This is a genomic window from Legionella waltersii (genome assembly GCF_001468085.1).
Lineage (GTDB): Bacteria > Pseudomonadota > Gammaproteobacteria > Legionellales > Legionellaceae > Legionella > Legionella waltersii.
Genome location: NZ_LNZB01000002.1, coordinates 1 through 15,742, shown reverse-complemented (window position 1 = coordinate 15,742; position 15,742 = coordinate 1). Strand labels below are relative to the sequence as shown.

Below are 15,742 nucleotides of genomic sequence, written 5' to 3'. Positions count from 1 at the left end.
GTACTCTTATTTTGTCATGCCCTAATCCGAGCAGGTTTTTAGCTTACATTGAATGTGTGGTATTTTAGCATATCTTTAATTTGAATATTTAGGGCAATACTTAAAAGGCTCTGTTTCATCAACATAAATAAAGAATTTAATGAACGCCTTAAACGTTTTACATGAATTATCTAATGCAATAAATAAACTCTACGGTTATGTCACACAACCAGGAGATAATTTCGGCGAACCAGCAATTAACTCAGGTCCCTGCGCTGTATTTGCCAATTCATTTTTTAAGCTTTGGAACCAAAAATTTAGCGAGAAAGTCCATATTGTTTTTATCATGCAAAAGGATACCGATGAATGCTGGCATACTTTAATACGGCTACCTAATGGTTCACTATATGATGGTGGTTATGGAGTTCATAGCGAAGAGAAATACAGTAATGAATTTACTGTCGTGAATATGTATGAATACAATAGAGAGTTATTAGAAAAACATGCTTATGGCCTAGAGCGAGAATACCCACGCTACTGCCCTAGTTTCTCAGTGAGTGCTATAGAGCAACTTATAGTAACCTACTTAGAACAAATACCTATAGATAGTCCGAGTAATGTTGTTATTCAATCTATTGATAGTGAAATCAAGGCGCTTCTGCAGGAGCTAGTTCAAAAGGTACAAGCCAATCTATTAGATAGTTTCATTGGGCTGTATGTTGGTGGTTCTATTGCAAATAATAGTTTTAATGCAAATACTAGTGATATTGACTGTTATATCATTACCACTGAACCTCTTTCAGAAATTACTATTTCTCAAATTGAGGCCATGCATAATGAGCTTTATTCAAGCCATACTCCCTATGTCAAAAAAATTGAAGCGTCATATATTGCTCAAAACGAACTTTTAAATTTTAACCCAGAAAATAAACGACCTTATTTTAATGAGGGGAAATTATATCTAGCCCCTTACGGCAATAATTTTATAATCGAATTATCACTGCTTAGAAACAAAGGAATTGCAATTAGCGGCCCTGACATTAAAGGGATGATTAAAGAAGTTTCCCCTGAAGAGCTACAGTTAGCCATTAAGAAAAACTTAGCTGAATATTGGCGAGTCATGTTAACTGATTTAGTAAAGCTCAAAAGAAGTGATTATCAAGTGTTTGCAATTTTTACCATGTGCAGAACCCTTTACTCATTAGAGACAGGTGGTATCACATCAAAGACAAAAGCAGCCCATTGGGTAATCAATAAATATTCTGTATGGAGCGACCTAATTTTAAAAGCCATTGCTTGTAAACCAGGATCGGAACTAAACAAGCTTAAGGAAACACAGCAGTTTATTAAATTTGTGTTGGATTTCGTATCTTCTGTTGAATAATTTAAGGTCTGCAATAAAATCTTTTTTGAGGTACCTGAATCAGTTAAACTTGAGGCAAGAGAAACAATCTAATGAGTTGGAAATGAGTTCAAAAAAGCTGCTAACAGATGAGCAACAGTTTTTTTCGGAAATTAGTGAATTACTGCGCTCTGGGCGTGAACTAGCCTATAGATCAGTAAATTCTGTCATGACTAAAACTTATTGGCAGATTGGTAAACGTATTGTTGAGCAAGAACAACAGGGTAAGGCACGTGCAAATTATGGTGAATATCTAATTGCAAATTTATCTCGATATTTAACAGATTGCTTTGGCAAGGGATTTACAGAGGCAAATATACGAAATATTAGACAGTTTTACTCTCGTTTTTCTAATTTTGACCAATTCACTACGCAGTGCGTAGCGAATCTAAGCTGGACACATATTCGGCTTATTATGCGTCTAGATGATGAAAAAGAACGGCATTACTATCTTCAAGAGGCAAGCTCCCAAAATTGGAGCACTCGTCTATTAGAGCGTAACATCAAAAGTGGTTATTACCGACGCTTGTTGTCTACTCAAGGACAAGAAAAATTAAATATTCACGATGGCGAACAGCACCTTGATTTTATCAAAGATCCCTATGTTTTAGAGTTTTTAAATGTTCCTGAAGATTTAAAAGGCCAAGAAAGTCTTTTAGAGTCCAACATAATAGAACATTTACAAAAGTTTCTTTTAGAGTTAGGCAAAGGATTTTCATTTGTTGCGCGCCAAATGCGTGTGAGCACTGAAACATCGCATTTCTATATTGACTTGGTTTTCTACAACTATCTTTTAAAATGCTTTGTGGTTATCGATTTAAAAACAGAGAAACTCACGCATGAAAATATCGGCCAAATGGACATGTATGTGCGAATGTTTGATGAGTTAAAGCGTGGGAAGGACGATAACCCCACAATAGGTATTATTCTTTGTGCAGACAAAGATGAGACGATGGTTAAATATTCCGTCCTTAAAGAAAGCAAGCAAATTTTCGCTTCTAAATACAAAACTGTACTACCTACTGAAAGAGAATTAGTCAGCTTTATTGAGCAGGAAAACTATAAAAATTTACTGTAGCAGATTTGTAACAAAGTGTAGTATAACCCTAGTTGTTTCAGGCAGTTGTAGGCAGTAATTGGCTGATTCGTTACATCGCAAGTTACTGATTTCATTAATAATTAATCTTGATCAAATTGGCTTCGAACCAAGGTGTCGGGGGTTCGAGTCCCTCCGAGCGCGCCATTTAAAAGGCTCTTCCCCATTTCCGGGGGCACTAATCAAGAACATAAAACTTTAACCCTTGACCTATAATTTTCAAAGTTTCGGCTCTTCCCCATTTCCGGGGGCACTTCACTCATCCACAAAGCACTCTAACTCTTAACCTATAATTTTCAAAATTTCTAAAACCATAAGCCCTACGTTGAATCAATTTCATCTTTCGATGGAAGCCTTCAGTTATTCCATTCGATTTACTAAATCGCCACATTCAGGCAATTTGTTCGCCATCTAACAATCTTGCTACAAATTTTATCTTTTCATCCACTTTAGTACACTCCTGCCATGGCATTTCTCTTCTCCAGAAATACTTTTGAGTGTAACCTATGTCTTCGGAATATTTTGTTACCTATGTCTCAATAAGGACAACGTAGGTTGGCGCTGAGCACAGCGAAGCCCAACGTTATAAACTAAAAGGTCTATTATGAAAGAAGTTAGCCGACTTAAAATACAAATGGCCAAAAAATACCTACATAAAAAAATAAAACAAGGTGATAATGGCTATCCTGCAGCTACAGTTGCTTACTATGGTCCTAATGCTGACATTGCATCAAAAGTTGTTGTAACTATTCTATTAAATGAAGATGACGATCCAGCTTATGTGGAGAAATGGTATTCAAGCATGGATATAAGAAAAGTTGATTTTGTCCATCTTGAAATTGTTGAGTTCATAAAATCCTTTCAAGTAAGATCTATTTTTGCACTTGGTGAAAAAATACTAGGTTGCCCCCACGAAGAAGGCATTGATTACGAAGAAAATGGGCATTGCCCAGAATGCCCCTACTGGAAAGATAAAGATCGTTGGGATTTATAATTCATTACTAAGAAAAATGTTGCTTAATATTTTTCAAATCAATAAGGAAATTAGGATTTAGCTCAGGTATGTAGGTTGCTGCTGAGCAAAGGGAAGCCCAACATTGAGAGCCATTCATTGACACCAGATTGAGGCTGGGCTGTTAAGCCCAGCGCTTTATCTAATCGATATGAAGTTTCAATGCGAGAAGACTCTGTGGACACTTCTTGGGAAAATGCTGGGCTTAACAGCCCAGCCTACTCGCTACTCGCTACTCGCTGAATTTTATTTTTGCACATACAAAAACATTACTTCTCGATACTAAATAACACAATAAATCTGCCCAGTCTGAGCCCCTTCCACCGATTTAACATAGGCTAATGCAACCCTTGCAGCAGATACAGGTTCAAATCCTCGAAAAAAATCGGCGTATTTATCCATAGATTCGGACACAACTGTAGGACTAACTACATTGATCCGTAAGCCGCGCGGCATTTCAATCGCTGCCGCTTTCACAAATCCATCGATAGCACCATTGACCATTGAGGCTGATGAACCTAAACGAATAGGATCTCGATTTAAAATTCCACTAGTTAAGGTGAAAGAACCCCTATCATTCAGATAATTTAAACCAATAGAAACAAGATTCACCTGCCCCATCAATTTATTATTTAAACCAAGAGCATATTGCGCTTCAGTTATTTCATGAAATGCTCCAAAATGTACCTTACCGGTGGTTGAAACTACTGCATCAACTTTTCCTACTGTTTGAAACATCATTTCTATAGAGTTCTTATCGGCAATATCTACTCTAACCTCACCATGCTCACGTGCTGCAATGATTACCTCATGACGTAATGATAATTCCTTCGCAACCGATTGCCCTATTGTACCTGTTCCTCCAATCACTAAAATACGCATTCATTTCTCCTCAAATTTCTATACGCAAACGTAGGCTGGGCTGACAAGCCCAGAAACTATCTAGAACTTCATATAAAAACCATTATAAAACCCCAACCGGAATAACAATAATCCATCCTTATGCGTTATAGAAGAGTAATGGTAGCTAACGCCACCTATTTTTTTACCTTAAATTTGCAAAATTGGAAAAGTAATTTACTTATTAATCCTATTAACTCCTTAAGATTTGTTTTTAAAAAAGTTCAGAAAAACCATCCTTTCTATTTAGATGCCGTTGTTATTATGCCTGATCATTGCCATATGATGATGACCTTGCCTTAAGGTGATAAGAATTATAAGTTTAATAAAATCCAGGTTTTCTACAGGACTTACGAAAAACCCCAATCTCTTTGTTAAAAGAACTTTTTAATTCGGTCATTTAGTCCATCTAAACTCCCTCATTAAAAAGTTCTTTTGCCTCGACCTTGGGGTTTTTCGTAAGTCCTGTTCTATACAAATTGAGATGGATGAAAATATATCCGATTCCCGAAAAAAGAACCGTGATAGAGGTATTTAGCACCGCAGGTATTGGGAGCATCTTATTAAAGATGCCGAAGATGATGAACATCACATCAATTATATTCACTTTAACCCGGTTATACATCGCTATGTTCTTAATCCTTCTGATTGGGAGTATTCGAGCATTCATCGATTTATCAGGTATGGTATATTGACTGAAGGTTGGGGTGTAATGATGATTTTGAACAATTATAATTTGGTGAGTGATGGTGGCTTATGAGCACCAGCTGACGTAGGTTTGGCTGTTAAGCCCAGCATCAGCTATCGAGTCTCACTCAAGGGCTATTCCAACAATTTTAAATTGATTAATCTACTTACCAAATTTATGATATACCGTCCATTACTGATATGGAATGCTGGGCTTAACAGCCCAGCCTATATAGGCTTTTTTGGAGGAGCACGTACCCTACATTCTCATATGAATTTCTTCTAGTGATAGATTCTGCCTAGAGGCATCGGCTATATAGTGTGCGAAACCCCATAAAGTTGATCACACTTAATTGTATTGAAAATTTAACAATCTCTGGATATGATTGCCCTCAAATTGCAACAATTGAAATGGATGACACTATGTTCAATGATGCTGGATATAAACACAGATACAGAAATCTTGAAAAGGAAATATTAGACATAAGAATGGATTCCTTGGAGCAGAGATTAACCCATGTGTTTAAAGAAAACAAAGTAGACCAGAACATTCAGCAACAAATTGCGGAAGTTGTCGATTTTTTTCGCAAAAGACCGAGTCTCATTGAAGAATATAAAGCATTTATTACCTTGCTAGAAAGTATACAGATTGCTGAGAACCAACCTGAAGCAGTCGCAATCGCATTAATCAAGCTGAACCAACAAATACCCGATCGACAACAGCATCTTCGTTTATTAAATATTGGAACAATAATAGGACTGGTAGCTTTGACTTTGGTAGGATTGGCTGCGATTGCAGGGGCGATTCTCGTAGGTCTTACAGTAAGTGTTTTCGATCCAATGATGGGTATTAGTCATGCAATTGCATTGTCGATGTGTGGAGTTGCCGCCCTCGTAATGGCAGGGTGTACTTTAGGAAGCATTACTCCTTCCCGCGAACTTGATAATGAAATCAATCGCGAAAAAAACTTATTGTCATTTTTTGCCACTAAAAACTCAGATCAAAACACAGAACAGGAGCCGATTGTAGATAATCAAAGTCTAGAACACGTAGCTTTCTAATGTTTTGAATTGGTTGGACAGTTACTCCGAATTTATAAGTGCGGCTGAGTGACGCTCTTTTTTTAACCGCTACCAAAGATTCGCCCTATTATCAGCACTTAGATATATCTAATCCATCATGCTCTAAATGAAATTCTTAATTTATTTAGCTAGGCTGGGCAGTTAAGCCCAGCGCTTTATTAAATCGATATGAAGTTTCAACGTGAGAAGATTCTGTGGGCAAGACTTGGCAAAATACTTGGCTTAACAGCCTAGCCTAGTCGCTAATTTTAAGACTCAAAATGGCTTCTAAATTAAATTAGCCTGCTAAAAGAGATAATTTACCCCCCCAAAAAATTTGAACGTATTGGCATGGAAATTTTGTTTTCTTAAAAGCTATTTTGGAACTTATAAATAACTTTTAAGAGTAAATATAGGAGGCTTTAATAGGTATCCTATTAGTTATTCAATACAAATTTTGGTCCAACCCGAATATACGTAGCAAAACATATCGGAGTCCGCCCCCTGATTATTTTAGCTATCTTGGAAAGCATGTTTTCTAATATAGTCAGCACCATCCCAAATAGACAGGGGAGCTTTATCTTGATTCACTGTAAAATCAAATGACGGAAAAATAGCAAGATAAAGAGCGGTCATAAACACTATAGCCAAATATTTATTCCCTTCCTCCATGATTTTCTGTGCTTCTTTACCGGGACGGAAGGCACTGTAAGCATAAATACATCCTAAAAAAAACGCGATGGTTAAACAGATCAATTGATTGAATTCTAAAGACATATAGCGAAAGGCGTAATAGTTGGCAATGAGTATCATGATGAGCAAAAACACTTTATAACCACGCAAAAGCCCATTGAGCCAAGCTAATTGCTTTTTTTCATTGTTGCCAAATTGATAGTAGGCATTTAAAAACAAAATGCTCACAAGAGTTAAATCAAAAAAAGCACTGATAATGATATTTGGGTTTAGATCAGTATTTTGCCAAAACAGAATAAAAAACGTGACGCTTGTTAACACTAAGAAAGGTAGAAAATAATACATACATGTTCGCAAGATAAAACGTAACTGATGAAGCACCTTAATATTATATTGACCTATACCAATACCAAGAAACAATAAAAAGAGTATCAAAAATAACGAGAAAGCACCGTTAGTAGACACGCGATTATATAAAAAAGAGCTGTAGATACTATCAAATAAAAAAGACGGGTATAAAATTAAGTTCCCACTCAAATACATAAAAAGCGTCCCAAAAAGCAAGAGGATTAGGGTATTCCATGCAGCTTCAAACAATAGTGCATAGCTCATATTCCAATGACCGCCGTTATGATGATAGGTATAATGAAAACAATGGGTTATATAAACTAGAACAGGATAGAAAATAAGTAAATTAATATGGCTGGTGCCCTCTGATTCCCAAATGCCATAACCTCTAAAAGGGATAGATAATAGCAGAGCAACAAAAAAACTGCTGCCCAATAATTCTGAAACATTCCGCCCATTATAAGAGAGTGCAAATAGGAGCCCTACCAATAGAGGAAAGATGACATACATAAAAGCACTTAGTTGCAACAGATAAGTGGCAGTAAAGATGATAGAGGTTATTAGTCCCGTTAAAATTAAAATCCATGTGTCTCTGTTAGTAAGCAAAATAGCTCTCCTTACTCATACGAATACTGCTACCTGAAGTGTCATATGTCTCTGGTTTAAATGACAAAACCCTTTCGTGTTATTGGGCGCCGTTTTTGCCAATCGAATCAGCACCATGCCAAAGAGACAAGGGAGCTTTCTCTTTATTCACCGTAAAATTAAAGGGCGATGCAATAACAAAATAAAAGGCTGCTATGAAGACTATAGCAAAGCATTTGTTCCCATTCTCTACTACATTTTGTGCCCTTTCATCTGAAAAAAAGGCGCTATAAGCATAAAACCACCCTAAAAAAAGCAAGATGGTTAGATAGATTAATTGACTGAGCTCTATAGATACATAGCGAAAAGCATAATAGTTTGCAATGAGTATCATGAGGAGCAACAGCACTTTATAACCACGTAAAAGCCAATTCAGCCAAACCAGTCTCTTTATCTCATCACTTCCATCTTGATAGTAAGCATTTAAAAATAAAATACCGAGAAGTGTCAGCTCAAAAAAAACAGTGATAATGGCGTTTGGATTCAGATCGATATTCCACAATAAAATTAGAACCACCGAACTGATTATCACCAAAATAGGTAGCAAATAATACATACTCATTAAAAGGATAAAGCGCAACTGACAGAGCGTTTTAATATGATATTGGGCAACACCTATACCAATAAATAATAATAACCACGTCAAAAATAACTGGAACAATCTCCCAGTATTCGTGTAAATGAGGTTAAATACAAAAGGGCTACCCTGACTACTAAATAAAAAAGAAGCACAAAAAATTAATACCGCGCTTGCAAGCAAAAAAAGCACAGCAACAAGCAAAACAAGAATTCCATTCCATGCAGCTTCAAACAATAGTCTATAATTCATATGCCAAAGATTGCCGCTGCGATGATAAGTGTAATGGAAACAATAGACTAAAAAATAGAAAAATCCTGGCTTAATAGGGTTCGAAATCCACAGACCAGGGAGCGATAATATTAAAGCAATAAAAAGACTGCTTCCCAATAATCGTAGATTGTTCTGACCATTATAAGACAGTGTAAATAAGAAACCAAATAGTAAGGTAAAGTCTACAAAAATGTAAAATTGTCGCCAAAGAACAAAAATCGTGACTATAGAAACTATTAATCCCGTTAAGTTTAAAATCCATGTATCTTTTTTTGTAAGCACAATAACCATCCTTGGTCTTTAACTTAACATCTATTTCAGATAAAAAACCTCCAACTGAGCCAATCTTCTTAATCCATCGATAGTCTCAGGAAGTACAGAATGCGTCTACCCCGCCTGATTAAATGACAGTAATTATTGAGTAATACATAAGTTATACCCTTTTTGTGTCTTTTCGGCAACGGATAAATAGGTAGACGGTCCCTGAGTGTTCCGCAGCAAATTGAATTGATTGGCATGGAAACTTTGTTTTCTTAAAAGCTATTTTGGAACTTACAAATAACTTTTAAGAGTAAATATAGGTGGGCTTTAAGAGGTATCCTATTAGTTATTCAATACAAATTTTGGTCCGACCCGAATATACATCTAATCGATATGAAGTTTCAATGTGAGAAAACTCTGTGGACACTACTTGGCAAAATGCTGGGCTTAACAGCCCAGCCTACTCGCTTTAAAATCAAACTTAATACAAGAGCTTACTCTAAGTGCCTTGAAAGTCAGTGATTGTACCGATTTTCAGACAAGTTACATGGCTTAAGATCCTCTTCTAGTGCAAGAAAATCATTTGTTCTGACTTTATACAACTCCATTATGGCATTTAAATCAACTTGCGACTTGGCGCGCGTGCCTCGGGACGCATGCCCGCCGCACCTGGCAGATCCCCTATACATAGCAGAATTCACGCCCAATTTAGTCTTGCCGCATAACCTAGATTGTTTCATGTCGGTCAACCAGTTTTCAAATTCTTTGGATGACTTGGGTTGATTTTCAAAAGTAGGCACAGGATAAAAGGGCGTGTCACTAAAGTACTCACGAACAACATGAACCGGCAGTAATCGTTGCGCGCCACCGACACCTTGGACCCACTTTTTATGATTCACTGTATTAATATATTCTTGAAGTTTTTTGATGATAGTACTATTAAAATCAAAATGATTTTCTGTCCTGCTTGTCGTTTCAGGCATATGGTCTTTCGTTACCCCATGAAGTGTATAGGTCACACCATGTTCTTTTATCTTTTGATAGTGTGTCCGTAATACAGCCTTTATTCGTTCGCCTTCTTCTGTTTTAGGCACACAATCCAGCATCTTCTTCCACATATGCTTATCTAAAGCCCATAGGCAATACTCAAATCCACTAATATTGGTAAACTCTCGGCCTGATAAATCCTTCACTTGCCCTCTGATAAGTATTAAATAGGGGTTATTTTCAAGCATCATTACTACCGCTTCATGGTTCCCACGAACAACATGATGAAGAAATTTTCTGACCTCATAGACCTGCTTTAGGTGTTGATTAGTACTAAAAAATGGGGAATTGGATTTAGCGGTCTTAGATAGGTTTATGAAATCTGTAGTGGGTAAAAAACCAGCAATTACGTATTTAATGTCATTGGGTAACTCATCATAACACTCAAACTTATCTTGCATATACAACTGAGTTTCAGACAGGTTACATGGCTTGTTAGATTCTTTCATCGTGTCTTTTTTCTCGTTCATTCTAAATACTCTTTCTTGGTCGCTCCAGCACAGACCATACTTCAGCACGCACGTTAGTGCCGTCTAAAGTCATGACCGCAAAGAACTGGATTCTCTAGGGTTAAAACCAATTGCACGTCATCCACCATCGATTGCCGCGGAAAGTGACGAGCTTTGGGTTTTGTTTAATATCGCTAGGATTGTTTAACGCACAATAATGCGCTTAAAGGGAAAAAGAGTCAGGAATGAGTTTATGACTTGGATACCGAGCCTTAAAAACATAATTGCTGGTTGTATTGAGGGTATTTGTAGTCTTCATCAAACAAGCGAATCTTGATTAAAAATTAAAAGTATTTTACCACAAGAAAAGGAATATTACAATACATATTGTTTATTATGTAGTCAATATAATTCCATCCTGTTTAATTGAACTTTGAATGAAGAGAAACCAAATAACGTCAGTTGCATCCCCCCCAGAGTCGCCGGGTCATAGTTTGCAACTGAGTACGTATAAATCCGAGCCGCGCGCCACAGCAAGCGGAATTTTTTAAACATGTTCAAGCAACGGGGCTTTACATTCTGGCAACCAACTATATAAGCAGCAGCTTCCGGCAATGATTTTCAAAGTCAAATAAAATCAGCCTCTAAAAAAGCACCAACGCTATAGGAATCCGTTGACCCACAAGGTAGATTGCAAATACATAGGGGATAATACCCTCTCCTAAAAACTGCTGATTGAGTCAATAAGTATAATTTTTCTACAAACTGAAATTGAGGCACTTAAGCTCAGTCTATCTTGCTAGTTATAAGACAAGGGGTCACTCGCATGAATCTCATCATCTGAAGGTTTAGGTCTAGGTTTATCTTCGTGTTTAGCTACCTTCGATTGCTCAATTTTAGGATCCTCCTCCTCTATCTCTTCCAAGCCATGTTCCTCAACGGGTATAGCTGAAGGAGTATCATTTCTTTCAAACTCTTCAGTCATTTCATAGTATGAACCGGGATTATTTTCAACCCCTTCATCGAACGAATCTTCACTTTCAGAAGTTGGAGAACCCCATGCAACGAACTTCCTAATTGGCACTTTAATAAACCAAGTCATTGGAAATGTTGCCAACTGAACCAACCCCTTTAAAATTAACATAGTTCCAGTAAGTAGATCGCCAACAAATTTTTCCAAATGAGCTAAGGGGCTTAGCATTTGTTTAACTAGGGGGTCTTCTTTTAATCCAGAGGATAATCCAGCTCTTTCAATGATAAACATAAATGGCGATAAACAAAGAGTTGCTATTCCCTTACCCAGGTTTTTCAACCCATCTAATGGCTGAGATGCGTCATTGCTAAAGCTAGCTCCATCATCGAATTGGTTGCCGTATGAATTTCCAAATTCCAAAAAATAATTCCCTAAATCGATAAAGGAAGATGCCACCCCACTAAACATATAATTTACATGTTGATTTTTAATCCTTAATTGCTGACTGGATGGTATATGATAGTCCCTAGCTAATTCAGGGCGAACCAACACAGCCGTACGAACAAATGCGCCAGATTGATGCACTCGTTAATTAACAATGAACTAACACTAAATTTTAATTTGGGTATAATGTCGCTAGACTTTAATCAATATGCTATTTTGCATGCTCATTTGGTATTTAAGAAACAAACATGAGATTGACCATTAAAACCATACAATATTTTATCATTACAGCTTTAATATTTAGTTTAAGTGCGTGTATGACAACAAAACCTACTACAGGCTCTTATACCGTTAAAGGTAAAGTATATACACCTCTTAAATCGGCAAAGGGATATAAAGCACGAGGGCTGGCTTCTTTTTACGGTAATCGCTTCCATAATCGTAAGACATCTAACGGAGAGCGATACAACATGCATTCCATGACGGCTGCGCATCCTACGCTTCCATTTAATACCCGACTAAGGGTTAAGAATGTCAAAAATGGACGAACGGTGGTGGTTCGAATTAATGATCGTGGTCCGTTTTATAGTTCGCGAATTATTGACCTTTCTTATGCAGCTGCAAGCCGTTTGGGTATCACCAGTCTTTCTATGGTAGAAATACAGGCTCTATAACATCACCCGATAACAAAGGGATGGGTAATTTTCCAGCCAAAAACTTCAGGAAGTCCGTTGTGAGGATAGGAGAAATAACCTGAATAAATGAACGATGCGATGTCGGGGTTTCCTGCGAGAACGCTCAGGACTTAAGCAAGGTTTCTCAATTACAGGGTGGTTTAGGGTATTCCTGATCTGGGAATACCTGTCCTATTAACTCCTGATATTGCTCCCGACTGCTCGGGTTGTCACTGTAGTAATTACTCACAATACCACGTACATCATCACCAACAACCCCCGATGTTTTAAGCCCGTGCAAATCAGACTGTGTTGAAAATCCGAGAAATTTGGAATGTCCTTTCTTTTCCCACGCCTCATCAATACCCAAAAGTCGCTGTAAACTGAGCATGCGGCTTGTACCGAAATAACTACCACCTTTTGTGATTTCTGTTTGATCACCACCTAAAATTACTTCTCCATGGGCTCGATTAATAATCTGATGTAAGTCGCTTTCGAGTGTTAATGTCTTAACCTCTTCTGTAAGTTTTTGTACTAATGAAGTACAATACTTAATCTTAGCGCTATTTCTTGATTTATGAAAAAATCTTACTGTACGTTGTTTATCCGGTTCCTTTTCTAATTTTTCTCTATATCTTTGAATTAAGTTGATTGCTTCTTCAAGTCGCTCTTTCTTGATTTGTAGCACCTCTTGATTTTTTGGTTCAGCCTCTTTAGGAAGAGCTTTAATCGGGTTATCCTCTATGTTCTCTGGAACGACATTCCTTTGTTTCTCAATTTTCTCTAAAAGCAATAAGGCGCGTTGTTTGTGTTGCTGAATGGATTGTTCAATTTGATCAATCGTTCTGTCTGTTTGTTCGTATGGCTTTGAGTTACCTTTAACCCCCTGTTTAAGTTGCTGTATTTCTTTCTCCTTGTCTGTAACAAAACGGATGAATTCTCTAAGCTCAGGGGCATCTGTATCCTCTCGCAGGGTACTTGCTTTTTCGGTAACACTGCCTTCAATCGCTTTAATTTGCTTAAGCAATTGGTGTAAGTTCATTAACTCGTTTGCTCGCTTTACAATCAACTCAAATTGTTCTGTTTGTTGCTCAAGCATGGATTGCTCTCTCCTTATCGCCTCTGCAACAGGGGTCCCTTCACATGCCTCTAGGATACTATCCATGGCTTTTTTTCTTTCAGCAAAGCGCTTTCTTATTTGCAAGATGCTTTGTTCACCAAAAGAACTCTCCAGTTTCCTATCCAATTCAACGGAGGATTCTAGTGAATAATTTGAACACAACTTAAGATATGAATCTTGCATTAGACTCAAGGTCTGTTGAATTTCAACCACCTCTTTGCTTGTTAATTCTGCTAAAGACTTGGCTTTGAGGATGAGTTGTTGATCGCGGATCGCCTCCAACTTTTTTTTAAATGCGTCCAATCGTTTATTAACGTTACTCTCGAGTGTTGAATCGGTTTTAATGTCCTCAATAGCTGGATAGTCCTTTTTGGTCCGTGGTTGCCTTGAGTAATGATCATATAGAGCATATTGATCTCGAATAATACGTGTATTGACATTACTTTCTGCGGAGGTCAATGCTTGAATCATAGCCTCCAAGAAATTCAAATACTCTGGGCTGTATTTTGATCCATCAAATTTCCCTGACGTAAAACGTTTAATGTTGTTTTTATTCACCGTAATATGGTTGTAGAGATTTTGATTAAACTTTATTTCCGCAAACTCCTGAACTTGCTCTAAAAGAGCTTGCTCAGAGGAAATTTCAATTGGGTTAGTGTAAATGGCCCGCAACTGACGTTTTTTCATAATACACACCGTATAAAGCACTCAGTATTTATATATTATAGATCAGAGGCAACGTAGCCATTGATTTGGGGGCGATGGATTGAAAGTTTACGCCCCTATTCTGCAGAGGATGTCATTCAATGAATGACCATCAGTGAACATTGAATACACTATATCTCCATAATAATGTCCACACATGGACATATGTCTTTATATGTACTAAAATTCAAATAAGCGAATGATAGAGTATACATGATGCAAACCAATACAAATCCAGTCCTTAACATACCGGATGAAGTTGTCTGGAAGTCTTTAGCCAACCTTGTAGAGCGGTTTAATTTTAAAGAAAGTGAAGCTCGTATTTTAATGGGCGATATGCCTCGTTCAACCTATACCGCCCATAAATCAAAGCTGAGCCGTGATCAAAAGGAACGTGTTTCTTATCTTTTAGGGATCTATAAATCATTGCGAATTTTATTTGAGGATGGAGAACAAGCCAGAACCTGGATTAATCGCCAAAACTCTTTAGCCCCTTTCAATGGGTTAACCCCTAAAGAATACATGCTTGAGGGAGGAATTGTTCGTCTTTCAGACGTAAGGAAGTTTTTAGATTTTTGGAGAGGCTATTAGCGTGCATCCATTGATTCATTTTAGCAAACGCGTCCATAGACTTGTTCCTTCTAAATTTCCACCTGTTTCATTATTTGATTGGGCTGATTCTGCAGAGGAACTTGAGCAAATTGCCCTTCTTGAAGGTCTAACGAATGAGAGAATTCATGCAGAACTTGGCAACATCAATCTAATCAATAAAGGGGATTGGATTAGCGGTCCCGGATCAACCCCAGTTATGGCAGCCTTTACTCATATTGGACATCCATCGCGATTTAGTGATGGTAGTTTTGGAATTTACTATGCAGCGTCGTCTCTAGAAACAGCAATACAAGAAACCGTTTTCCATCGAGAACGATTTTACAGCGCCTCTCAAGAAAAACCTTGCTCCATATCCATGAGAGAATATATCGCTAAAATCCAAAAGCCATTAGTCGATTTATCAAACAATCCTAATAGGGATCTATTCAATCCTGATCCTGCCTATTACAATCAAAGCCAGAAATTTGGAAAAGAAATTCATGAACAGGACCATTGGGGATTACTGTATCCTAGCGTAAGGAATCCAGAAGGTTTATGTATGGCCATCTTTAGACCCCCTGCTTTAACAATTCCAACCCAAGGATGTCATTTAAGATACCTTTGGGACGGTCAGCAGATCAGTGAAATCTATAAAGAGAGCAAAATCTCCTAGTGATCTTAAAAGCTGTGTGTTGATTGCATATCTTGAACCGATACGCCTATTGCCTCAATGAAAGGTGTTGCCGAAGGACAAAATAAGTACAGAGTCGTTGCCTCAAAATAGATGTTGCTTTTGAGAGGTTT

At 37.5% G+C, this 15,742-nt stretch carries 14 protein-coding genes and 1 pseudogene; 8 read left to right on the top strand and 7 right to left on the bottom strand.

Going from position 1 to position 15,742, the window contains the following annotated elements:
• The first annotated feature begins 139 nt into the window (after nucleotides 1–139).
• Both Lwal_RS16745 and Lwal_RS00275 read left to right on the top strand, forming a co-directional pair.
• A complete protein-coding gene (locus tag Lwal_RS16745; protein WP_065235629.1) occupies nucleotides 140–1,363 on the top strand; it encodes an aminoglycoside adenylyltransferase domain-containing protein in 1,224 nt (407 codons plus the stop codon).
• Nucleotides 1,364–1,445: 82 nt separating this feature from the next.
• Nucleotides 1,446–2,459, top strand: coding sequence for a PDDEXK nuclease domain-containing protein (locus tag Lwal_RS00275; RefSeq protein WP_058478933.1), 1,014 nt, complete (start codon nucleotides 1,446–1,448; stop codon nucleotides 2,457–2,459).
• Between the two features lie 277 nt (nucleotides 2,460–2,736).
• Here Lwal_RS00275 and Lwal_RS18140 read toward each other — a convergent pair.
• Nucleotides 2,737–2,868, bottom strand: a pseudogene (locus Lwal_RS18140) (transposase); the annotation flags it as partial.
• Nucleotides 2,869–3,081: 213 nt separating this feature from the next.
• On the opposite strand from Lwal_RS18140, the gene Lwal_RS00270 reads away from it, so the two are divergent.
• Complete coding sequence (locus Lwal_RS00270; protein WP_083499994.1) at nucleotides 3,082–3,471, top strand: hypothetical protein; 390 nt, start codon at nucleotides 3,082–3,084, stop codon at nucleotides 3,469–3,471.
• Between the two features lie 300 nt (nucleotides 3,472–3,771).
• Here the strand turns inward: Lwal_RS00270 and Lwal_RS00265 are convergent, their stop codons facing one another.
• Nucleotides 3,772–4,371 carry a short chain dehydrogenase gene (locus Lwal_RS00265; protein WP_058478932.1) on the bottom strand — a complete coding sequence of 200 codons (600 nt, stop codon included), beginning with the start codon at nucleotides 4,369–4,371 and terminating at the stop codon, nucleotides 3,772–3,774.
• Between the two features lie 138 nt (nucleotides 4,372–4,509).
• Between Lwal_RS00265 and Lwal_RS00260 the strand changes: the two genes are divergently transcribed.
• Nucleotides 4,510–4,692: a transposase gene (locus tag Lwal_RS00260; protein WP_058478931.1), complete on the top strand. Its 183-nt coding sequence runs from the start codon at nucleotides 4,510–4,512 to the stop codon at nucleotides 4,690–4,692.
• Nucleotides 4,693–5,499: 807 nt separating this feature from the next.
• A complete protein-coding gene (locus tag Lwal_RS00250) occupies nucleotides 5,500–6,138 on the top strand; it encodes a hypothetical protein (protein ID WP_133141269.1) in 639 nt (212 codons plus the stop codon).
• A gap of 513 nt (nucleotides 6,139–6,651) precedes the next feature.
• Here Lwal_RS00250 and Lwal_RS00245 read toward each other — a convergent pair.
• From Lwal_RS00245 to Lwal_RS00230, 4 genes are all read right to left on the bottom strand, one after another.
• Nucleotides 6,652–7,785: a hypothetical protein gene (locus Lwal_RS00245; RefSeq protein WP_058478928.1), complete on the bottom strand. Its 1,134-nt coding sequence runs from the start codon at nucleotides 7,783–7,785 to the stop codon at nucleotides 6,652–6,654.
• A gap of 79 nt (nucleotides 7,786–7,864) precedes the next feature.
• Nucleotides 7,865–8,956 (bottom strand): hypothetical protein, encoded by a 1,092-nt coding sequence (locus Lwal_RS00240; protein WP_133141270.1) that lies wholly within the window; start codon nucleotides 8,954–8,956, stop codon nucleotides 7,865–7,867.
• Between the two features lie 494 nt (nucleotides 8,957–9,450).
• Nucleotides 9,451–10,452 carry a hypothetical protein gene (locus Lwal_RS00235; RefSeq protein WP_083499993.1) on the bottom strand — a complete coding sequence of 334 codons (1,002 nt, stop codon included), beginning with the start codon at nucleotides 10,450–10,452 and terminating at the stop codon, nucleotides 9,451–9,453.
• A 778-nt stretch (nucleotides 10,453–11,230) separates the two neighbouring features.
• The gene (locus Lwal_RS00230; protein WP_133141271.1) at nucleotides 11,231–11,989 is read right to left on the bottom strand and encodes a hypothetical protein; all 759 of its coding nucleotides are present in this window, start codon (nucleotides 11,987–11,989) and stop codon (nucleotides 11,231–11,233) included.
• Nucleotides 11,990–12,165: 176 nt separating this feature from the next.
• Between Lwal_RS00230 and Lwal_RS00225 the strand changes: the two genes are divergently transcribed.
• Nucleotides 12,166–12,522 (top strand): septal ring lytic transglycosylase RlpA family protein, encoded by a 357-nt coding sequence (locus tag Lwal_RS00225; RefSeq protein ID WP_231950955.1) that lies wholly within the window; start codon nucleotides 12,166–12,168, stop codon nucleotides 12,520–12,522.
• Nucleotides 12,523–12,667: 145 nt separating this feature from the next.
• On the opposite strand, the gene Lwal_RS00220 is transcribed toward Lwal_RS00225, so the two are convergent.
• Nucleotides 12,668–14,329, bottom strand: a complete 1,662-nt coding sequence (locus tag Lwal_RS00220) for a hypothetical protein (protein WP_058478924.1) — start codon at nucleotides 14,327–14,329, stop codon at nucleotides 12,668–12,670.
• A 231-nt stretch (nucleotides 14,330–14,560) separates the two neighbouring features.
• On the opposite strand from Lwal_RS00220, the gene Lwal_RS00215 reads away from it, so the two are divergent.
• Together Lwal_RS00215 and Lwal_RS00210 are read left to right on the top strand one after the other, a co-directional pair.
• Nucleotides 14,561–14,938, top strand: coding sequence for an antitoxin Xre/MbcA/ParS toxin-binding domain-containing protein (locus Lwal_RS00215; RefSeq protein WP_231950956.1), 378 nt, complete (start codon nucleotides 14,561–14,563; stop codon nucleotides 14,936–14,938).
• A gap of 1 nt (nucleotide 14,939) precedes the next feature.
• Entirely contained in the window at nucleotides 14,940–15,611 is a 672-nt protein-coding gene (locus Lwal_RS00210) for an RES family NAD+ phosphorylase (protein ID WP_058478923.1), read from the top strand.
• Nucleotides 15,612–15,742 lie beyond the last annotated feature (131 nt).